This is a genomic window from Rhizobium sp. 01L419 (assembly GCF_056400025.1).
The window spans coordinates 103,537-121,200 of record NZ_JBFTSM010000012.1 but is presented as its reverse complement, the minus strand read 5'-3'; the positions used below and the strand labels follow the sequence as shown (position 1 = coordinate 121,200).

Annotated in this window: 22 protein-coding genes and 2 pseudogenes; 9 read left to right on the top strand and 15 right to left on the bottom strand. The window is 60.2% G+C overall.

All coding sequences use genetic code 11. From position 1 onward, the window contains the following. The first annotated feature begins 105 nt into the window (after positions 1 to 105). Positions 106 to 798, top strand: coding sequence for a fumarylacetoacetate hydrolase family protein (locus AC1DUP_RS23035; protein WP_115034591.1), 693 nt, complete (start codon positions 106 to 108; stop codon positions 796 to 798). A gap of 10 nt (positions 799 to 808) precedes the next feature. Next, positions 809 to 1,339 (top strand): gamma carbonic anhydrase family protein, encoded by a 531-nt coding sequence (locus AC1DUP_RS23030; protein WP_477834690.1) that lies wholly within the window; start codon positions 809 to 811, stop codon positions 1,337 to 1,339. Between the two features lie 106 nt (positions 1,340 to 1,445). On the opposite strand, the gene AC1DUP_RS23025 is transcribed toward AC1DUP_RS23030, so the two are convergent. The 3 genes from AC1DUP_RS23025 to AC1DUP_RS23015 form a co-directional block, all read right to left on the bottom strand. After that, on the bottom strand, positions 1,446 to 2,372 hold the full coding sequence (locus AC1DUP_RS23025) for a pentapeptide repeat-containing protein (RefSeq protein ID WP_477834688.1): 927 nt from the start codon (positions 2,370 to 2,372) through the stop codon (positions 1,446 to 1,448). 1 nt (position 2,373) lies between these two features. After that, positions 2,374 to 3,225, bottom strand: coding sequence for a hypothetical protein (locus AC1DUP_RS23020; protein ID WP_477834686.1), 852 nt, complete (start codon positions 3,223 to 3,225; stop codon positions 2,374 to 2,376). A gap of 454 nt (positions 3,226 to 3,679) precedes the next feature. Continuing rightward, positions 3,680 to 4,378 (bottom strand): DUF1223 domain-containing protein, encoded by a 699-nt coding sequence (locus AC1DUP_RS23015; RefSeq protein WP_477834684.1) that lies wholly within the window; start codon positions 4,376 to 4,378, stop codon positions 3,680 to 3,682. Positions 4,379 to 4,612: 234 nt separating this feature from the next. Here AC1DUP_RS23015 and AC1DUP_RS23010 point away from each other — a divergent pair, with 234 nt between their 5' ends. From AC1DUP_RS23010 to AC1DUP_RS22990, 5 genes and pseudogenes are all read left to right on the top strand, one after another. Beyond that, the gene (locus AC1DUP_RS23010) at positions 4,613 to 5,473 is read left to right on the top strand and encodes a cytochrome b/b6 domain-containing protein (protein WP_477834682.1); all 861 of its coding nucleotides are present in this window, start codon (positions 4,613 to 4,615) and stop codon (positions 5,471 to 5,473) included. After that, complete coding sequence (locus tag AC1DUP_RS23005) at positions 5,470 to 6,246, top strand: molybdopterin-binding protein (protein WP_477834680.1); 777 nt, start codon at positions 5,470 to 5,472, stop codon at positions 6,244 to 6,246. The genes AC1DUP_RS23010 and AC1DUP_RS23005 overlap by 4 nt, the downstream gene beginning before the upstream one ends. A 162-nt stretch (positions 6,247 to 6,408) precedes the next feature. Next, entirely contained in the window at positions 6,409 to 6,678 is a 270-nt protein-coding gene (locus AC1DUP_RS23000; RefSeq protein ID WP_113507821.1) for a hypothetical protein, read from the top strand. A 75-nt stretch (positions 6,679 to 6,753) separates the two neighbouring features. After that, positions 6,754 to 6,918, top strand: a pseudogene (locus tag AC1DUP_RS22995) (gamma carbonic anhydrase family protein); the annotation flags it as partial. Between the two features lie 195 nt (positions 6,919 to 7,113). Continuing rightward, entirely contained in the window at positions 7,114 to 7,884 is a 771-nt protein-coding gene (locus AC1DUP_RS22990) for a glucose 1-dehydrogenase (protein WP_113507862.1), read from the top strand. A gap of 92 nt (positions 7,885 to 7,976) precedes the next feature. Here AC1DUP_RS22990 and AC1DUP_RS22985 read toward each other — a convergent pair whose 3' ends face one another. The 3 genes and pseudogenes from AC1DUP_RS22985 to AC1DUP_RS22975 form a co-directional block, all read right to left on the bottom strand. Then, the gene (locus tag AC1DUP_RS22985; RefSeq protein WP_477834678.1) at positions 7,977 to 8,456 is read right to left on the bottom strand and encodes a hypothetical protein; all 480 of its coding nucleotides are present in this window, start codon (positions 8,454 to 8,456) and stop codon (positions 7,977 to 7,979) included. 10 nt (positions 8,457 to 8,466) lie between these two features. Beyond that, positions 8,467 to 8,622: pseudogene (locus AC1DUP_RS22980) on the bottom strand (nuclear transport factor 2 family protein); the annotation flags it as partial. A 160-nt stretch (positions 8,623 to 8,782) separates the two neighbouring features. Beyond that, positions 8,783 to 9,523 (bottom strand): SDR family oxidoreductase, encoded by a 741-nt coding sequence (locus AC1DUP_RS22975; RefSeq protein ID WP_113299194.1) that lies wholly within the window; start codon positions 9,521 to 9,523, stop codon positions 8,783 to 8,785. A gap of 136 nt (positions 9,524 to 9,659) precedes the next feature. Between AC1DUP_RS22975 and AC1DUP_RS22970 the strand changes: the two genes are divergently transcribed. Further along, a complete protein-coding gene (locus AC1DUP_RS22970; RefSeq protein ID WP_477834676.1) occupies positions 9,660 to 10,334 on the top strand; it encodes a TetR/AcrR family transcriptional regulator in 675 nt (224 codons plus the stop codon). A 77-nt stretch (positions 10,335 to 10,411) separates the two neighbouring features. Here AC1DUP_RS22970 and AC1DUP_RS22965 read toward each other — a convergent pair whose 3' ends face one another. After that, complete coding sequence (locus AC1DUP_RS22965; RefSeq protein WP_477834674.1) at positions 10,412 to 10,789, bottom strand: nuclear transport factor 2 family protein; 378 nt, start codon at positions 10,787 to 10,789, stop codon at positions 10,412 to 10,414. 115 nt (positions 10,790 to 10,904) lie between these two features. Between AC1DUP_RS22965 and AC1DUP_RS22960 the strand changes: the two genes are divergently transcribed. Then, positions 10,905 to 11,366, top strand: coding sequence for a MarR family winged helix-turn-helix transcriptional regulator (locus AC1DUP_RS22960; protein WP_477834672.1), 462 nt, complete (start codon positions 10,905 to 10,907; stop codon positions 11,364 to 11,366). A 23-nt stretch (positions 11,367 to 11,389) separates the two neighbouring features. Here AC1DUP_RS22960 and AC1DUP_RS22955 read toward each other — a convergent pair whose 3' ends face one another. The 8 genes from AC1DUP_RS22955 to AC1DUP_RS22920 form a co-directional block, all read right to left on the bottom strand. After that, positions 11,390 to 12,934 (bottom strand): DHA2 family efflux MFS transporter permease subunit, encoded by a 1,545-nt coding sequence (locus AC1DUP_RS22955; RefSeq protein WP_477834670.1) that lies wholly within the window; start codon positions 12,932 to 12,934, stop codon positions 11,390 to 11,392. Positions 12,935 to 13,242: 308 nt separating this feature from the next. Further along, complete coding sequence (arsK, locus tag AC1DUP_RS22950) at positions 13,243 to 14,478, bottom strand: arsenite efflux MFS transporter ArsK (RefSeq protein WP_477834668.1); 1,236 nt, start codon at positions 14,476 to 14,478, stop codon at positions 13,243 to 13,245. Continuing rightward, on the bottom strand, positions 14,475 to 15,200 hold the full coding sequence (gene arsH, locus AC1DUP_RS22945) for an arsenical resistance protein ArsH (RefSeq protein WP_477834666.1): 726 nt from the start codon (positions 15,198 to 15,200) through the stop codon (positions 14,475 to 14,477). The genes arsK and arsH overlap by 4 nt, the downstream gene beginning before the upstream one ends. Next, positions 15,175 to 15,603, bottom strand: a complete 429-nt coding sequence (arsC, locus tag AC1DUP_RS22940; protein WP_477834664.1) for an arsenate reductase (glutaredoxin) — start codon at positions 15,601 to 15,603, stop codon at positions 15,175 to 15,177. Before arsC ends, arsH begins: the two co-directional genes overlap by 26 nt. Then, on the bottom strand, positions 15,600 to 16,304 hold the full coding sequence (locus AC1DUP_RS22935) for an aquaporin (protein WP_477834662.1): 705 nt from the start codon (positions 16,302 to 16,304) through the stop codon (positions 15,600 to 15,602). Before AC1DUP_RS22935 ends, arsC begins: the two co-directional genes overlap by 4 nt. Beyond that, the gene (gene arsN2 / locus AC1DUP_RS22930; RefSeq protein ID WP_477834660.1) at positions 16,301 to 16,744 is read right to left on the bottom strand and encodes an arsenic resistance N-acetyltransferase ArsN2; all 444 of its coding nucleotides are present in this window, start codon (positions 16,742 to 16,744) and stop codon (positions 16,301 to 16,303) included. Before arsN2 ends, AC1DUP_RS22935 begins: the two co-directional genes overlap by 4 nt. Continuing rightward, positions 16,744 to 17,274, bottom strand: coding sequence for an arsenate reductase ArsC (locus AC1DUP_RS22925; RefSeq protein WP_477834658.1), 531 nt, complete (start codon positions 17,272 to 17,274; stop codon positions 16,744 to 16,746). Before AC1DUP_RS22925 ends, arsN2 begins: the two co-directional genes overlap by 1 nt. After that, positions 17,271 to 17,627, bottom strand: a complete 357-nt coding sequence (locus AC1DUP_RS22920; RefSeq protein WP_477834656.1) for an ArsR/SmtB family transcription factor — start codon at positions 17,625 to 17,627, stop codon at positions 17,271 to 17,273. The genes AC1DUP_RS22925 and AC1DUP_RS22920 overlap by 4 nt, the downstream gene beginning before the upstream one ends. Between the last annotated feature and the right edge of the window lie 37 nt (positions 17,628 to 17,664).

Below are 17,664 nucleotides of genomic sequence, written 5' to 3'. Positions count from 1 at the left end.
ATGGTGCACTTTCCCCTGGTCGCCTTTTGAGTCTAGGATGCCGCCAGACTCTTTGGACAGACCACTCGTCCGATCGCTATCCCGTAACAGCCGAGAAGTCCCATCATGTCCCTGCCTGCCACCGTCATCCCCCTGCCGCAACCCGTTCTCCTGCCCGTCGAAGGCAGTGCCGAGGCCTTCCCGGTTCGCCGCGTCTATTGCGTCGGCCGCAATTACGCCGACCACGCCATCGAAATGGGCCATGACCCGAGCCGCGAGCCGCCCTTCTTCTTCCAGAAGAACGCCGATAACCTGTTTTCCGGCAAGGATTTCCCCTATCCGCCGCTGTCATCGGATGTGCATTTCGAGGTCGAATGCGTGCTGGCCCTGAAGGCCGGCGGCGCCGATATTCCGGCAGAAAAGGCGCTCGACTGCATCTATGGCTACGCCGTCGGCATCGATTTCACCCGCCGCGACCTGCAGGCCGAAGCCAAGAAGCTTGGTCGCCCGTGGGAGCTCGCCAAGGCCTTCGAACATTCCGCCCCGGTCTCGCCCATCGTGCCGGCAAGCAGCCTCGGCCATCCCACTGATGGCCGCGTCTGGCTGGAGGTGAACGGCGTCAAAAAGCAGGATGGCGACTTGAACCAGATGATCTGGAAAGTCCCGGAAATCATTGCGGAGCTTTCGAAACTCTTCGTTCTTGCCCCTGGCGATGTCATCATGACCGGCACCCCCGCCGGCGTCGCCGCCATCAACAAGGGCGACAGCATCTCCTGCGGCGTCGACGGCATCGCGACGCTGTCGCTGAAAGTGGTTTGAGGAGACGAAAATGGCGATCTATGCGCTCGCAGGTGTAAGACCGAAACTACCACCCCACGGCACCTTCTGGATCGCCCCCGATGCGCATGTGATCGGCCATGTGGAACTTGCCGAACAGGTCGGCGTGTGGTTCGGCGCGGTGCTGCGCGGCGACAACGAGCCCATATCAATCGGCAAGGCCACCAATCTTCAGGAAGGCGTCATGGTCCACACCGACCCCGGCTTCCCCACCACGATCGGCGAAATGTGCACCATCGGCCACCACGCCATCATCCACGGCTGCACGATCGGCAACAATTCGCTCATCGGCATGGGCGCCACCATCCTGAACGGCGCCAGAATCGGCAACAACTGCCTCGTCGGCGCCAATGCGCTCGTCACCGAAGGCAAGGAATTCCCCGACAATTCCCTGATCGTCGGCTCGCCCGCCAAGGCAATCCGCACGCTCGATGACGAGGCGGCCGCAAAGATCGCCGAGTCCGCGAGAAAATATGTGAGCAACTGGCAGCGCTTTGCGCGGGATCTCGAGCGGATCGACTGAGCGCCGGAGACTGGATCAGCTTATTTATTGCAACTCTTGAAGTTCTTTGAACGCCCTTCCTTAAGAAGGACGATCATGGGAGCAGGCCGATGGTCAATCACTGGAGTCACGCAAGAGGCATTTTAATGCGCACAGGCAAGTCAGTCGCCACCGGCTCGTCATCGTTCATCCTAATCATGCCTGTGGGCTCCACCACGAAATTAGCGACAAAGAGAGCATTTGAATAAAAGAGAGTCGCAGCCACCAGATAATTTCCGCTCTCGGTCATCCCGTCATAAGTTGCGGAACGCGCTGAACGCGCAATTACATGACGCGTTTTGTCGTCCATCTCCTCTGGCAAAAATGGGTCGTCGACCGTTTCTAAAACGCAAAACGGCCCCTCTTCCCCATGCACCATCGAGCAGAAAAAACGAACATAGTCCAATATGTTATCTTCACTGAGGTGAATCGGCGCCTTAGCGTTCACCTCATGAATTGGCGGGCTCGTCCCATTGAGACGAAATATCTCGCCTTCATCGTGAAGATAATAGATTACAAGATCCCTATTTCCCCAGCTCTCGTCGGTAAATGCGAACATCTTCGTATTTTCGTAAAACGGCAGTCCTCGCTGAAAGCCTCGGGTCGTCTCTGGGCTCATACGGTATTTGCCATCCACTGGCGCAACTCGCGCGATCCAATCCTCCAAAGTTTTCGCTGATATCTCGGACCAGTTTTTACCACTCCCGCCCAACAGTCGGCGGTCTAACTCGGCCCCCCCCACCCAGACGATTTCGTCTAGTCGAGCACCTTCCAACAATGCGCCTTCGAGCGCGGTCCGGCTCAACCGCGCGCCCCTCATATCACTGCCGCGAAGATCCGCGTCCCGGAAGCTGAACGCTGTCAAATCCTCTCCAGCGACTTTCAGCTCTCGCAAGTCGGCGCCTTCGAAATCTACGTCGGGCACAAGCCCTGCCAACTCAGCCAGCCGCGCAAGGCTGTCCGTGTCCGAACAAGCCTCATAGAGTCTCTCTACCGCCGCCTCTAATCTTTGCATGTCAGTTTTCTCCCGATTTCAACGGAAGCCTTTGCAACATCACCGTGCCCGCGAGGATCTTGCCGAGCGCCAAGCGCCCGACGATGTCGCGCTTTTCTCGCCCATCGACCAATCGCTTTCCATACTGATGTATGGGGCTATATTCATTGAACTCGATTTCAGTCCAGTGAAAATCGCGCGCACGCACCTCCAACCGCATCTCGATACAGCCATCGGGCTCAATCATCAAAACTCTAGCCAAACCTGCATCTTCGCTTGCTGACCGCATTCGCTCGCCGATAAGCACAGAAACATTGCCGCTCGAGGTCTCAAAAGGAATGAGAGGATCTGGCTCGATGAGCCAATCAATCTGCCCGACCTTACCGTTCATGCGCTTCTTTAAGAATGCTGTGATAAGGCTTCTCTTGCCTTCCGTTTCTTCGGTCAACTCATGCACCTCGTGTTTGCCGAATGCATGCCGCAGCTTACCATCCGCCTTGCCCTCAGCCGAAACACCCTTCCATAAACCTACTTCAGCCTGCGCCTCGACTTGCGCCTCTCCACCCTTCTCGCTATCGCGTGTTTTCGTTACCTTCACCTTCAAATCCTGTGTTTCCTCCGAGTGGACGACATATGCAATACTCTCGGGTTCACACGCGCAACCCAGCCCGTGCGCGCTAATGCGCCCACGAGTGAGAGCGAACTCAGCACGACCTTCATCAAAATCGATTGCTCCTGCATTGAAGTGCACAGTCCCGACAAGGATAAACCCCTCTGCAGTACGCTGAGCAGCCGAAAAGTCAGGAAATACAACGTCGGTCTCTGCCAGGGCTTCTCTGCTGATCTCTCCACGTCCCGTCTTCTTCCAGAACATCGCCCGCCCTCGCGCTTCCGCAGCCGTCTGTACTTTACTATTTTTTCTCGGGCCTCGCGAGATACGTTGTATTAAATATTGCTTGGCTCTATAGTTAAGTTGCCACTCCACCCTGTTTTCTTTACATAGAAAACTACATTTCGATTTCGGTATAAAACTCCATACTATTACTCACGCATCGATAAAAATAGAATTTCGTCATTGCACTTGGAGAGATCGGATCAGACATAGAAACTCTTTACGTTTACTCTCAAAACACTCTGTAATCAGCAAAGGTTTTATGTCTAGCGGGCCATCCGCGCGCTGGATGATTAGGTTATCGCCAAGGTCACCCGGTCGGCGAGGAAATATGTCGGCAACTGGCAGCGCTTTGCGCGGGATCTGGAGCGGATCGACCGAAATCGACCGCGCGGATCGCAGGCGACCGCGGGAGGATCAGGCAGCGAGCCGGTTTTCAGTCTGTCGTTGCGGCGAGAACCCTGCCGCCTTCAGGCTCCTGGACTATAATAGCGCTCTTGAGGTCGCCGGTTGCAGCCGGGATCGGCAGCTTCAGCATCTTGCCGTCCCAGGTGCCGAGACGCGTCAGCTCGTGCACGACATGAGCGTGCGGCAATGTCTCGCCGGCATTCTCGCCTCTGGCGACCGGAACCTGCACGGTGCCCGGAGCATAGCGGACGAGCCACACGTCGGCGGCAGTGGTACGGCCCTTCGCAGCGTCGATGACAGCCACGTTCCGGGCTAGCGCGATCCCGGGGCCGGACAGTGCGGGCTCGGACGCGATCACGCGCCGGATCTCGTTCAGATCATAGCCGACGGTCGACTGATGGCCGTTGACCACCATCTGCGGCGTGAAAGGGCCGGATTGGCCGAGTGCAGGCTCATAGGTCACCTGCCGGTCGGTGAATTCCTTCTTCCCGAAAATATCCTTCCATCCGAGATAGTCCCAATAAGTCACCGAGAAACTCAAGGCGAGCACGTTCGGATCGTTGCTGAGCCTGACGAGATTGGCATTGGCCGGAGGGCATGAGGAACAGCCCTGGCTGGTGAACAGTTCGACGACCGCTGGCGACTGGCCAGCGGAGGCCTGAGCGGCGGAACCAAGAGCGAAGACTGCTGCGATAACAGCAAGATTGAACGCGGCTGAATGTTTCATGGCGGTGCTCCCTGATGATCTGCATCTCGCTCTCCTTCGCAGGTGCAACGCCATTTGTTACAGCCTCACGCATTTGTGACGGCATCGGCCGGATGCCGAAAGGCCGCGCCGTCGGCCTTTCCCGGCGGCAGGTTCCCGGCTGCAAAGAAAAAACTTCGGGACACCTGTAACAAATCCCGCGTCGCCTACGTACAGGCTGTAGGAACGCGACGGTACCGGACATCGAAAACGATCATGGCGACACTCGACGATCACAGCCAGGCCACACCGACAGGCCCGATGACGACAGTCATTCGCCGGCACTCGGTGGCGACCCGCCTTACACACTGGGTCAACGTTCTCTGTCTCAGCCTGCTTTTGATGAGCGGGCTGCAGATTTTCAATGCCCATCCGGCGCTTTACTGGGGCCAGTACGGTGCGGATGCAGATCCGTCATGGCTGTCGATCAGTGCCGTCGAAGAGGATGGCGGCACGCGCGGCGTGCTTCGCATCGGCAATCTGCAGATCACGACAACAGGCATTCTCGGCGTTTCGGGAACGGGCGATGACGCGACCGAGCGTGGCTTCCCTTCCTGGATCACCATTCCGAGCTATCAGGACCTCGCAACCGGCCGCCGCTGGCATCTGTTCTTTGCCTGGCTCTTCGTCATCAACGGATCGATCTATGCGCTCATCGGCTTTCTGTCAGGCCATTTCCGCCGCGATCTGGCGCCGAGCAGCGAAGAGATCTCGCCGCACCATCTGGGGCAGGAGATCGCCGACCACGCGCGACTTCGCTTCCCCAAAGGTGAAAAGGCAAGGCGTTACAATGTGCTGCAGAAGCTCGCCTACCTGATCGTCATCTTCATCCTGCTGCCGCTGATGTTTGCAACGGGCTTGACCATGTCACCCGGCATGGATGCCGGCTATCCCTTCCTGCTCGACCTCTTCGGCGGCAGGCAATCGGCCCGGTCGATCCACTTCATCTGCGCCTGGTCGATCGTCCTCTTCGTTTTCGTGCATGTCGCAATGGTGATCCTGTCCGGCCTCTGGAACAACATGCGCTCGATGATAACGGGCCGTTACGTGATCGAAACCGAAAGGGGCGATCGATGACCTTCTCCATCACACGCCGCCGCCTGTTGATCGGATCGGCTGCCGGCCTCGGTGCATTCGGCCTGACCGGCTGCGACGATGTCGTCCAGAACGCCAATGTCCAGTCCGTTCTCGAAATGGCCGAGACGCTGACGATGAAAAGCCAGCGGCTGCTCGTTCCCAAGGACAAGCTGGCGCGCGAATTTTCCGAAGCCGATATCTCGCCGACATTCCGGCCGAACGGCACGAGCCAGCCCGACAGCGAAGCCTATGCGCAGATGATGGAAACCGGCTTCGCCGACTGGCGACTGAAGATCGACGGACTGGTAGAGCGTCCCGTCGAGCTTTCGCTCGCAGATCTGAAGAAGCTGCCCTCACGCACCCAGATCACCCGGCACGACTGCGTCGAAGGCTGGAGCGCCATCGGCAAGTGGACGGGCGCGCCCCTCGGACCGCTCCTGCAGAGCGTGGGGCTGAAGCCTGAGGCCCGCTATGCCGTCTTCTACTGCGCAGACCAGCTTGAACAGACGCTGGACGGCAGCGGAACCTACTACGAGAGCATCGATCTCATCGACGCCTTCCACCCGCAGACCATCCTCGCCTACCAGATGAACGGGAAGGATCTGGAGGTCGCCCACGGCGCCCCGCTTCGCCTGCGCGTCGAGCGCCACCTTGGCTACAAGCATGCCAAATACCTGATGCGGATCGAGATCAAGGACAGCTTCGCCGGCCTGTGGGGCGGCAAGGGCGGCTTCTGGGAAGACCGGGGCTACGAGTGGTACGCGGGAATCTAGAGCAATTCCAGCAAAAGTGCGTAGCGGTTTTGCGTGCGGAATTGCGTGAAAACAAAGAGATAGAGTGTTTCCGTGATTCGAAGAAAAACGGAAACACTCTAGGCACTTGCGCCTGCGGACAGTCTTGCAAAGGGCAATGGCGCCCACAAGGAGGAGAAGGTCATGTTGAAATACACAGTAGCAGCAATCGTCCTGGCAGCTTCCGCGCTGCCCGTCTTTGCACAGGACGCGATGATGTCGGCGAAATGCGACAAGGCTTCCATGATGAAAATGGAGGCCAACATGGATGCCATGAAGGATCCTGCCATGAAGACAAAGAAGGAAATGGCGTCCAAGGAAATGATGATGGCCAAGGATTCCATGAAGGCCAACAAGATGGAAGAATGCAAGATGCACATGGAAAAAGCCATGAAAAGCATGAGCAACATGTGAAGCGTGTCACAGCGATGCGGGCGGCCCTTGGGCTGCCCGTGCCGGCATCGGCATGAACGCCGCTGCACGATCGGCAACTGCCTCGTCGGCGCCAATGCGCTCATCACCGAAGGCAAGGAATTCCCCGACAATTCCCTGATCGTCGGCACACCGGCCAAGGCCATGCGCACGCTGGACGATGAGGCAGTCGCGAAGATCACCCGATCCGCGAAGAAATATGTCGGCAACTGGCAGCGCTTTTGCACGGGATCTGGAGCGGATCGATTAGCTTATGCCGGATATGGGCAAAGCAGCCCTGATGCGTCGGCGCAATCCGTCGGGCGAGCGACGCTCGGGCTGCCCGAGACGCTGGGGAAGCCCATTGGTATGCGTGGAACATCTGGCGTCCGCACGCCGACGCTGGCATAAATGAGCTTCATCGAGGGAGGCATCATGATGCAGAAGAACGCGCCGGACTTCAGCCTTGCGGGCAAGGTGACTTTGGTGACGGGAGCGAGCCGTGGCATCGGTCGAGCTTGCGCACTTGCCTGTGCCGCAGCAGGCTCCGATATTGTTGTGGGGGTCCGTGATGTCGCAGCCTCGGCGGGCCTCGTTGCCGAACTCGAGGGCACGGGACGAAAAGTTCTCCCGGTTGAACTGGACCTTCCCAACAAGGCCCATATCGCACAAGCCGTCGACGCGGCGCTTGCTACGTTCGGTCGGATCGACGTCCTCGTCAACAATGTCGGCGTGGCTCCGGGCAATCTTGCGGAACTCGTTGAGGAGAAGGACCTTGACGAGATACTCGATGTCAACGTCAAGGGCACCTTTCTGATGACGCAGGCCGTTGGCCGTCACATGATCAAGCGCAATGGGGGCCGGATCATCAATATCAGCTCACAGGCCGGTACCGTGGCGCTGCGTGGCGAGGCAATCTATTGCATGAGCAAGGCGGCAATTAATCACCTCACGCGCTGCCTTGCAGCCGAATGGGCACGCTACGATATCACCGTAAATACCGTATCGCCGACGTTCATTCACACCGATGGTACAGCACCTTTCCTATCCGATGCCGACAATCGCAAAGCAACGCTCGGTCACATTCCACTCGGTCGGATCGGTGAAACCGATGATGTGGTGGGTGCGGTAGTCTTCCTTGCATCACCGGCTGCGAGCCTGATCACCGGCGCGAACCTGCTGGTGGACGGTGGATGGTCCGTCGCCTGAGGCCGGGGCGGCCCCTGCAGCAAAATCTTATGCAAACGAGAGCAACTACTCGTGCTGCCTCCCCTCCCGCCTCCCCTCTGGGGTTTGGCGGCCTATCGCTGCAGCTTTGGGCGCACGGTGATTTCCACGCCGGCCGCATTCGTCACGCTCGCTTGCGCGGTCACCCGATCGAGAAAGTCCTGGCGGAAAGGCGGGGGATCGCCTGGATTGACGAACAGCTTGCCGAAATTGACCGCGATGTGCTTTCGGTCGATTTCCCCCACGATCCGTTTGCACTGCTTGATATCAGCCTCATAGGCGGCATCCATGACCAGCTCGACCGCCATGACGCTGAGGTCGTCGGTCTGGTCGTAGCCGCGCCGAGCCCAGTCCTCCACCGTCGGCGATGCGCCAGGCGGCGTCAGCGGCGGGTCGCCCACGAAGGCAAAGACGGCGCGCACCTTGCCGAAGTAAACCCCGTTGCCGTCCTCGTTCCACACCTCCAGCACCGGGCCGGCAGAACGATATTTCAGCGTTCCGTTGCCGCCGGTGTCTCTAGCAGCACTTTCCTCCGCAACTGACGCGGCTGCCACCATTCAGGGCCTAGCTTGCATCTCCGATATCAAAGCGAACGATCCTGTCACCCTCCGTACGGAAGATGTGCATAACAGTCTTGTCCTTCAGGCCATGATCCTGCCCCTCCAGCGGCCGGCCATTCAGATCGAATACCCTCTGGATCACCTCGACTGACTGCCGACCACCGGATCAGCTTGCGCCGATGGGGGTGGATCGACCATTCCCGATAAGGCGAGCGGCGAACTATGCATGCATCTCCTCTGCCAGCGCTTTCGAGGGATGCGAAAAAGGCCGGCACCGGCCGGCCTTTTCCTGGTGCTGATCTTCCCGAAGCCAGAAGCCCTCAGGTGTTCAAGCCGCCATCGACATTGAGGATGGCGCCTGTGATGTTCCTTGCGGCGGGGCTTGCGAGGAAGGCGACGGCAGCCGCCACATCGTGGGGCTCGCCGTAGCGGCCGAGCGGTATCAGGGCGCGCTGGAAGTCGGCATATTCCCCGTCGGCCGGGTTCATGTCCGTATTGGTCGATCCCGGCTGGATCAGGTTGACGGTAACATCCCGAGGGCCGAGTTCGCGGGCGAGACCGCGCGTGAAGGACTGCAACGCGGATTTCGTCATGTAATACACCGTGCCGGTGTCGCCAACGATGCGTTCGGCGCCGGCCGAGCCGATATTGATGACGCGGCCTCCGGCTTGCAGATGGGGAATGGCGGCCTGCGCGGCGAGCACCGGCGAGCGCACGTTGACATCAAGCAGCGCATCGATCTGCGCGACGCTGAAGCCCGCAATCGTATCGTAAAGCGCGATTGCCGCATTGTTGACGAGAATGTCGAGACCGCCAAGCGCACGAGCCGCCTCCTCCACCGAGCGCTTCACGGCCGCCGGATCGGCGCTGTCGGCCTGGATTGCAAATCCCCGCCTGCCCTTGCCCTCGATAGCGCGAACGACCTCGGCGGCGCGATCGGCCGAGCGCTCATAGGTGATGGCGACATCGGCGCCCTTTTCGGCGAGCGCCACCGCAATGGCAGCGCCGATCCCACGCGATGCGCCCGTCACGAGAGCACGTTTTCCAGCGAGTTCAGTCATCAATCGTACCTTTCTGTATTGATCGACACAGAATTAGCTAAGGACGCTGAACACGCCCGTCAAGAGTATTGTATCGATCGACACAAAATATCTCGAACCGTTGTCGAGACGCACCGGCGGGTTTATATAGTGACCGATGCAGAAATCAGACCAGACACCGCAAGCCCTGGATATGACGGCCAACGAGACGACAGCCACCCGCACCCGTGGGCGACCGCGTGCCTTCGACCGGGAAGCTGCGCTCGCGAAGGCGACCCGCCTGTTCTGGGAAAAGGGTTTCGAGGCGACGTCGATGACCGACCTTACCGAGGCGATGGGCATCGGATCGCCAAGCCTCTACGCGGCCTTCGGCTCGAAAGAGGCGCTCTATGCCGAGGCATTGAACTACTACCAGGAGACCAACGAGGCGCTTGTCTGGGCAGGCTTTCGCGCCGCCCCCACGGCGCGCGAAGCCGTCAAGGCGCTTCTCATGGACTCGGCGGCGGTCCTGACCGGCTCCGTTGTCGATATTCCCCTTGGCTGCATGGTGGCCCTCTCCTCGGTCGGCAGCGAAGGCCATGCCGAACTCGGCGAACTGGTGCGAACCGCCCGCGCCGTCACGCTCGACCTTCTGAAGCTGCGCCTAGCTCAAGCGGTATCGGCAGGCGAAATTCCAGCCTCGACCGACATTCACGGCCTCGCCCGTTTCGTGCAGACCGTCCAGAACGGCATGTCGATCCTCGCCCGCGATGGAGCAAGCAGCAGCGAACTGGAATCCGTGGCCGAGGTCTCGATGCTCGGATGGGACGCCCGCACGGTAGGACGATCATAGCGCGACGACGGGCATGAGCTGAAGTGGTCATGAGGCGGCAGACATGGCGTGAGCCGGCGCCGGATGCCCTTCCCGGCCTAATCCACCTCGCCGATGTCGAAGCGGATGATCCTGTCGTCCTCCATGCGGAAGATATGCGTCACGGTCTTGTCCTTCAGGCCATGATCTTGCCTTTCCAGCGGCCGGCCATCGAGATCGAATACTCTCTGGATCACCTCGACCTCGATGGTACCATCGTCCACCTCCTGAAACGCGACGGGCTCGACATGCGGGCTGACGATCGCCCATTGGCGTGTCCAGTAATCCCGAACCGCCTCACGCCCATGAACATGGCCGCCCTCCATGCCGTTCGCCCAGGCGACATCATCGGCCAGGACGGCAAGCACCCCGTCGATATCCCGCGCATTGAAACGCTCATAGATGCGCTTGATCAGTTGCGTCTGTTTTTCCGACATGCTGTTTCCTCTTTATAACTGAGCGGGGTTCTGTCGACATTGACCAACACCACCAGTGCATTTACATACGTACATATATAGTTTGCAGTCAACGGCGGACAGGGAGCGAAATGCAATGAGTGAAGACGTGCTTTCCACACCGGGGCATCTCATCAGCCTCGCGGCGCGCGGCTTCACCCGCCTCAGTGAATCCCGTCTCAAACCGCTGGGCTTCGGTGTCGGGCAATTGCCGGTTCTGGTCGCGCTGGAAAACGGCAAGGCAAGCACGCAGCGCGATCTCGCCCGCTTTGCCAAGGTGGAACAACCGCCGATGGCGCAGATGCTCGCCCGCATGGAGCGGGATGGCCTGATCGAACGCACGCCCGACCCGGCTGACGGCCGAAGCAGCCGCATCATGTTGACTGAGGTCGCGCGGGAAAGCATGCCCGAGGCGATAGCGACCCTGTTTCAAGGCAACCGCGAGGCGCTGAATGGCTTCACACGTCAGGAATCGGAACAGCTCGTCGGCCTGCTGACGCGGTTGATCGCCAATCTGGATAAAATCGCCGGTGCCGATCCGAACTCACGCGACCTGTAGTTTCTGACCCTCTGCGCTGACCATCATGCGGCCGACTCCACCTTCCTCGCAAACGGCACCCACAACAGCGCACAGGCCGTCAGCACCGCCACCACCAGCCATGCCTCGTTCAACGCCTGAACGGTTGCCGCCGTCTGCACCAGCGGATCGAGGATGGATGTCGTATCGGCATCGAACTCGCCCTGGTGCCCCGCAATCGCCTGCAGCGGCGCGCCGACGAAAGCTGCTGCGTCCACGTCTCCTGCCTTCAGCCGATCCCACAGACCTTGGCCGAGCGGGTCCGAGCGCGTGTAGATGATCGTGTCGATCAGCGCGATGCCGATCGCGCCGCCGAGGTTGCGCATCAGGTTGAACAAGCCGCTGGCATCGGGAATGCGCTCCGGTGGCAAGGTGCCGAGTGCCAGGCGCGTTGGCGGCAGCAGGCAGAACATGATGGCGACGCCGCGGATGATCTGCGGCCAGAACATCGCCTCATAATCGGTCTGCGGATCCTGAAAGGCGCTCATGCCGATGCCGATGGCAAAGAGCGTGAAGCCCGCAGCCGACAGCAACCGAGGATCCGTCCGCTTTTCGAGAGCCACGGCGATCGGCGCGGTAACGAGCTGGGCAATGCCCGTCACCAGCATCGTCATGCCGATTTCGAGAGCATTGTGCCCGCGCACGAAGGCCAGGAACACAGGCATGAGATAGACGGAGCCGAAGAGGCCGATGCCGAGAATGAAGCTCATTGCCGAGCCCGCCAGAAAATTCCGGTCGCCGAAATTCCTGAGCTCGACCACGGGTATGGCTCTCCTGAGCGACCGCCACGCGAAGACGCAGCCCGAGACCACCGACAGGCAGATGAGGCCGGCGACATAAAGCGAGGTCCAGCCACTCGTCGGCGCCTCCTTCAGGCCGAGTTCCAGTGCTGCCAGGCTCACCGCCATCAACAGCAGTGACAGGGCATCGAGATGCCGGAGCTCAGCGAGGTTGACGTCCTCGCGCGGAAGCGAGCGCATGGCGACGAGCGCTGCGACAATGCCGGGAATGATATTGATCAGGAACAGCCAGTGCCACGAATAGGTCTCCGTCAGCCAGCCGCCCACGATCGGCCCGACGGTCGGCGCAAGAACCGCAAGAACACCGGCGATCGTCGTCGCAAGCGCCTGCCGCTCATCCGGAAACAGGATGAAGACCGCCGAAAACACCGAGGGAATGAGCGTACCGCCGGAAAAGCCCTGGATGACGCGCCAGGCGATAAGTTCGCCGAAACTGTCGCTCGCCGCGCAGCCCGCCGAGGCAATCACGAACAGCGACAACGACACCACGAAGAGCCAGCGCATCGTCAGCAGGCGGGTGAGAAACCCCGTCAGCGGGATCGCCACCACCTCGGCGATGAGATAGGCGGTCTGCACCCAGCTCATCTGATCCGGATGGATATCGAGTGCGGACTGGATGGTCGGAAGCGAGGTTGCGACGACCTGAACGTCGAGGATCGCCATGAACATGCCGAGACACATCGCCAGAAATCCGATCCACCTGCGAAGTGGTGGAGCGGCGGACAAAACGAGTTCAGACCGTTCGGGCATGGAGTGGTCCTGGAAGCAGTTCCGGCAAATGCGTGCGGCGGCGGACAATAGCAGTGCGCAGAACGGCATGCCAAAACATAATGGGAAAAGTACGAAAGTGCCTATCACAAAGAGGTGGTGCCCGGCTGATGCCACTACCGGATTGCCGCAATGAAAAACGATGATCGAAAGCCCGCCGAGAGTGGCCCTGACGCCGAGCGATGTGGCAATGCGGATATGCGCGATGCCGAAGGCGAGAACGAAGGGAGCGAGTGCGGAAAGTTGCTGACGCGCCGAAGGCGTTTCTCAAACTGCGTTCGGATCCGGGGCTAGGTCTCTGCACGACCGAGGGTGTGATGCGATCGGTCAAGCAACTGCGCCAGCCGGCCAATCGCGATGAACGCAAGGACGGCAACGGCACCGACGATGGCTGCAACCGTGAGCGACCACGACACCCCGATGGTCTCCATCAGGAATGCCAGGATAAACGGTGCAGTCGACGAGATGACCAACCGGATCGCCAACACCTGTCCCTGTCGCCTGCCGTAACCCTCACTGCCGAAGAGCGCCAGCGGAAGCGTTCCCTGCACGATGCTGCTCAGGCCGGAGCCGAGACCAAAGACCACCGCGAACACCAGTGCGCCAGGTACGGATGGGGCCGTGATGATCAGGATGACCAGCGCCGCCGGCAGCAGCACCGCGGAGATGAGCGCCAGCGTCAACTGCGAGAGGCCGCCCCCAAAGACCATGTTCGTGAAGCGGCTCAACACCTGCGAGGGACCAAACAGCGTGCCGACCATCACCGCCATGGCGCCAAGGCCAAGACCTGACAGCACGGGAACCATGTGGACGAGAAGCGCGGCGTTGACGAAGCTTTCCAACGCAAAGCCTGTCACCATCAACACAAAGGCCGGCGTCCGGATCGATGGCGCAAGGCTGGGTTCCACATGCCTTGTCGGCCCGCCGGCAGTGTCTTTGCGGCTCTTGCTGGCGCCGAAGGCCAGCCAGGCGTGAATGGGCAGGCAGACCGCGATGTTAAGCGCGGCAAAGCAGAGATAAACCGCCTGCCATGACATATGCGCGTGGAGCGCGGTCGTGATCGGCCAGAAGATAGTCGAGGCAAAGCCGGCGATCAGCGTCAGATAGGTGATGCTGCGCTGGGCAACCTTCGGCCTGATCTGCACCAGCAGTGCGAAGGCCGCACCATATTGCACCAGATTGGATGCCGTCTCGATGGCGATCAGTGTGGCGACGAAAGCGATTTTGCCGGACGAGAGGGCACAGGCCGCCAGTGCCGCGGCGGCGATCGCCGAGCCACCCGTCATCACGCGGCCGGCGCCGAAGCGATCGATCCATTTTCCCATTGTTGGTGCGGCGAGGCCGCCGATAAGGAGCGCGGCCGACAGCGCGCCAAATATCCATTCCGAAGACCAGTTCAAATCCCGCGCCATGCTCGGCGCGAGAATACTGAAGCTATAATAGAGCGACCCGTAACCGATGATCTGTGTCAGACCGAGGGCGAGGATGGCGGCGACGGGCGGTCTTTCGGCAATGGTCGTGGTCATATGGATTTGAGGCTCACGCGCATTTCTAGTTTTTCAGCCTCTTCCTTCCGCTCGCTGTAGCGGTCGGTGAGGTAATGAGAGGCGTCGCGCGTCAGGATCGTGAATTTCACAAGCTCTTCGCAAACATCAACGACGCGGTCGTAATAGGATGAGGGTTTCATGCGGCCTTCGGCATCGAATTCCTGAAAGGCCTTCGCCACCGACGACTGATTGGGGATAGTAATCATGCGCATCCAGCGGCCGAGGATGCGCAATTGGCCGATCGCGTTGAAGGATTGCGAACCGCCTGAGACCTGCATGACAGCAAGCGTCTTGCCCTGCGTCGGCCGAACCGATCCCACCGATAACGGAATCCAGTCGATCTGCGCCTTCATGATCCCGGTCATCGCGCCGTGACGCTCCGGGCTCACCCAGACCTGGCCTTCGGACCATTGCGACAGTTCCCGCAGTTCCTGCACCTTGGGATGTGTCACCGGTGCGTCGTCCGGCAGCGGCAGGCCCTCGGGATTGAATATACGCACTTCGCAGCCGAAATGCTCCAGCAGCCTCCCCGCCTCATGGGCGAGGAAACGGCTGTAGGAGACTGCGCGCAGCGAGCCATAGAGAATGAGGATACGCGGCTTATGTGTCGAGAATGGCGGGCGCAGCAGCGCCAGATCAGGCTGGCGCAGATGCTCCTGCGAAGCGGCTGGCAGATCAGACAATGCGCTTGCCCTCGGCATCGAGCACCTTCTCGCCGTCTTCCTTGGTGAAGGCACCCCTATGCGTCTCCGGCAGGATATCGAGCACGACTTCCGAGGGACGGGCAAGGCGCGTGCCTACAGGCGTAATCACGAAGGGGCGATTGATCAGGATCGGATCTTTCAGCATCGCATCGAGCAGTTGCTCGTCCGTCAGATCGGGGTTGTCGAGGCCAAGCTCGGCATAGGGCGTGCCCTTTTCACGGATCGCACCACGAACGCTCAAACCGGCATCGGCAATCATCTTCAGCAGCACGTCGCGCGACGGCGGGTTTTTCAGATATTCGATAACGTTGGGCTCGATACCGGCGTTCTGGATCATCGCCAGCGTGTTGCGCGAGGTGCCGCACTCCGGGTTGTGATAGATCGTAACGTCAATAGTCATGAGGCGGATTCCGTTTCAGTGAGGGTTTTGGGATTGCGGGCTTCCATCAGCAGCCATCCGGCGAGCATCAGCGCCAGCAATGCGCCGAGGATTTCGGCGACGATGAAGCCCGGCAGATCGATCGGGCGAATRCCGGAGAATGTGTGCGTTAGCGACCGGGCAATCGCGACCGCAGGATTTGCAAACGAGGTGGAAGCGGTAAACCAGTAGGCGGCGGTGATATAGAGGCCGACCAGCCACGCCACCGCATCGACGCGAAACCTGATACCGGCCAGGATGACGAAAACGAGCCCGAAGGTCGCCGTCACTTCGGAAAGCCATTGCGCTCCGCCTGATCGTACGGTTTCCGAAGCCTGCAGCAAGGGCAGTGCGAACATGCCATGCGCAAGCATCGTGCCGGCAATGCCGCCGACGATTTGCGCGATGATGTAGGCCGGAAGCGACGAGGCTGGCAGTTCACGCCGGAGCGCGAAGACCATCGAAACAACTGGGTTAAAATGCGCGCCGGAGATCGGGCCGAGGATGGTGATCAGCACGACCAGCATTGCCCCCGTTGCCAGCGTATTGCCTAGCAGCGCAAGTGCCGTATCGTCCGTCAGGTTATCGGCCATGATGCCGGAACCGACGACGGTTGCCACGAGCAACATGGTGCCGAGCGCTTCGGCGACCAACCTCCGCGACAGAGGAAATACCGCACTCATGCCGGCAGGCTCCGAACCATCAGGGCGGCGGATGCCGGGCACAGGCTTGCGGCCTGCCGCGTCGTCAGGATGGCGGCCGGCGCTTCATCGCGGGCGATCGGACGAAAGCCGAGCGATTGAAAGAAAGGAGCGGCGGATTCCGTCAGCAGATAGGCGGCACCGGCACCTTTCCTATGAGCCTCATCGAGCAGGCCGAGCGTGATCGCATGGCCGAAACCGAAACCTTGCCGATCGGACAGCACGACGATGGATCGCAGAAGTGCCGCCTCGCCATAGAGTTCCAGCCCGCCGAAGCCGACCGTCTCGCCGTCGCGCGAAAACCGGTAGAAGCTTCGGCCGGCATCCGTGAGGTCATCGACCGGAAGCCCGGCGCCGGCAAGTGCGGCGCGCAGGCTTTCGTCATGGCCTTCCAAGGGCTGCTGATTAAGATCGAAACCCATCAGCTCGCCTTGGGCTGCCTGATGCTGGCGCCTTCCATCGTGCCGATCTGACGCAGGTGCGTTTCCAGCGCGAGCTTGTCGATCGAGGCGAGCGGCAGGCTGATGAAGGACATGATGCGGTTCTTGAGGAAACGGGCAGCCTGGGCGAAGGCGCGGCCTATTTCCACTTCGCTGCCTTCTATCGCCGCGGGATCCTCGACGCCCCAATGGGCGGTCATCGGATGGCCGATCCACACCGGGCAGGCCTCGCCGGCGGCGCTGTCGCAAACCGTGAAAATGAAATCCATCTCCGGCGCACCCGCTTCGGCAAACTCGTCCCAGCTTTTCGAGCGGAAGCCCGTTGCCGGATAGCCGAGCGCTTCAAGCTCCTTCAAGGCATGCGGATTGACCTCGCCCTTCGGCTGGCTGCCGGCCGAATAAGCCTTGAAGCGGCCTTTGCCTTCCGTATTCAGGATGGATTCGGCCAGGATAGAACGGGCCGAATTGCCCGTGCAGAGAAAGAGCACATTGTAAACGCGGTCAGTCGTCATTGCAGTTTCTCCTCCATTTTAGGGTTACAGCAGGCCGCAACCTCCGCGGCAGGCGCACAGATTTCCGGGTGACCGGAGCAGCAATCTTCCATCAGGAAGCGGACGAGGCCGCCGAGCGCCTCATAATTCGCCGTGTAGATGATCGAACGGGATTCCCGCTGCTGCGCGATCAGGCCGGAGCGTTCCAGTTCCTTCAGATGGAAGGAAACGTTCGACGGCGACACTTCGAGCTTCTCCGCAATCACGCCAGCCGCCATGCCGTCAGGGCCGGCGACGACAAGCATGCGGATGATGCCCAGACGGGTTTCCTGGGACAATGCGCCGAATGCGATGAGGGCTTGACGTTGATCCATATTTCAACAATCCTTGAATGATTGAAACGAGGAGTAA

What these genes read in the sequence shown, in the direction of transcription:
- arsK (WP_477834668.1), bottom strand. Translation starts at nt 14,478, where the DNA reads ATGACCACGACCATTGCCGAAAGACCGCCCGTCGCCGCCATCCTCGCC.
- arsH (WP_477834666.1), bottom strand. Translation starts at nt 15,200, where the DNA reads ATGCCGAGGGCAAGCGCATTGTCTGATCTGCCAGCCGCTTCGCAGGAG.
- AC1DUP_RS23000 (WP_113507821.1), top strand. Translation starts at nt 6,409, where the DNA reads ATGTTGAAATACACAGTAGCAGCAATCGTCCTGGCAGCTTCCGCGCTG.
- arsC (WP_477834664.1), bottom strand. Translation starts at nt 15,603, where the DNA reads ATGACTATTGACGTTACGATCTATCACAACCCGGAGTGCGGCACCTCG.
- arsN2 (WP_477834660.1), bottom strand. Translation starts at nt 16,744, where the DNA reads ATGGGTTTCGATCTTAATCAGCAGCCCTTGGAAGGCCATGACGAAAGC.
- AC1DUP_RS23030 (WP_477834690.1), top strand. Translation starts at nt 809, where the DNA reads ATGGCGATCTATGCGCTCGCAGGTGTAAGACCGAAACTACCACCCCAC.
- AC1DUP_RS22970 (WP_477834676.1), top strand. Translation starts at nt 9,660, where the DNA reads ATGCAGAAATCAGACCAGACACCGCAAGCCCTGGATATGACGGCCAAC.
- AC1DUP_RS22920 (WP_477834656.1), bottom strand. Translation starts at nt 17,627, where the DNA reads ATGGATCAACGTCAAGCCCTCATCGCATTCGGCGCATTGTCCCAGGAA.
- AC1DUP_RS23005 (WP_477834680.1), top strand. Translation starts at nt 5,470, where the DNA reads ATGACCTTCTCCATCACACGCCGCCGCCTGTTGATCGGATCGGCTGCC.
- AC1DUP_RS22975 (WP_113299194.1), bottom strand. Translation starts at nt 9,523, where the DNA reads ATGACTGAACTCGCTGGAAAACGTGCTCTCGTGACGGGCGCATCGCGT.
- AC1DUP_RS22965 (WP_477834674.1), bottom strand. Translation starts at nt 10,789, where the DNA reads ATGTCGGAAAAACAGACGCAACTGATCAAGCGCATCTATGAGCGTTTC.
- AC1DUP_RS23010 (WP_477834682.1), top strand. Translation starts at nt 4,613, where the DNA reads ATGGCGACACTCGACGATCACAGCCAGGCCACACCGACAGGCCCGATG.
- AC1DUP_RS23025 (WP_477834688.1), bottom strand. Translation starts at nt 2,372, where the DNA reads ATGCAAAGATTAGAGGCGGCGGTAGAGAGACTCTATGAGGCTTGTTCG.
- AC1DUP_RS23035 (WP_115034591.1), top strand. Translation starts at nt 106, where the DNA reads ATGTCCCTGCCTGCCACCGTCATCCCCCTGCCGCAACCCGTTCTCCTG.
- AC1DUP_RS23015 (WP_477834684.1), bottom strand. Translation starts at nt 4,378, where the DNA reads ATGAAACATTCAGCCGCGTTCAATCTTGCTGTTATCGCAGCAGTCTTC.
- AC1DUP_RS22955 (WP_477834670.1), bottom strand. Translation starts at nt 12,934, where the DNA reads ATGCCCGAACGGTCTGAACTCGTTTTGTCCGCCGCTCCACCACTTCGC.
- AC1DUP_RS22925 (WP_477834658.1), bottom strand. Translation starts at nt 17,274, where the DNA reads ATGACGACTGACCGCGTTTACAATGTGCTCTTTCTCTGCACGGGCAAT.
- AC1DUP_RS23020 (WP_477834686.1), bottom strand. Translation starts at nt 3,225, where the DNA reads ATGTTCTGGAAGAAGACGGGACGTGGAGAGATCAGCAGAGAAGCCCTG.
- AC1DUP_RS22990 (WP_113507862.1), top strand. Translation starts at nt 7,114, where the DNA reads ATGCAGAAGAACGCGCCGGACTTCAGCCTTGCGGGCAAGGTGACTTTG.
- AC1DUP_RS22960 (WP_477834672.1), top strand. Translation starts at nt 10,905, where the DNA reads ATGAGTGAAGACGTGCTTTCCACACCGGGGCATCTCATCAGCCTCGCG.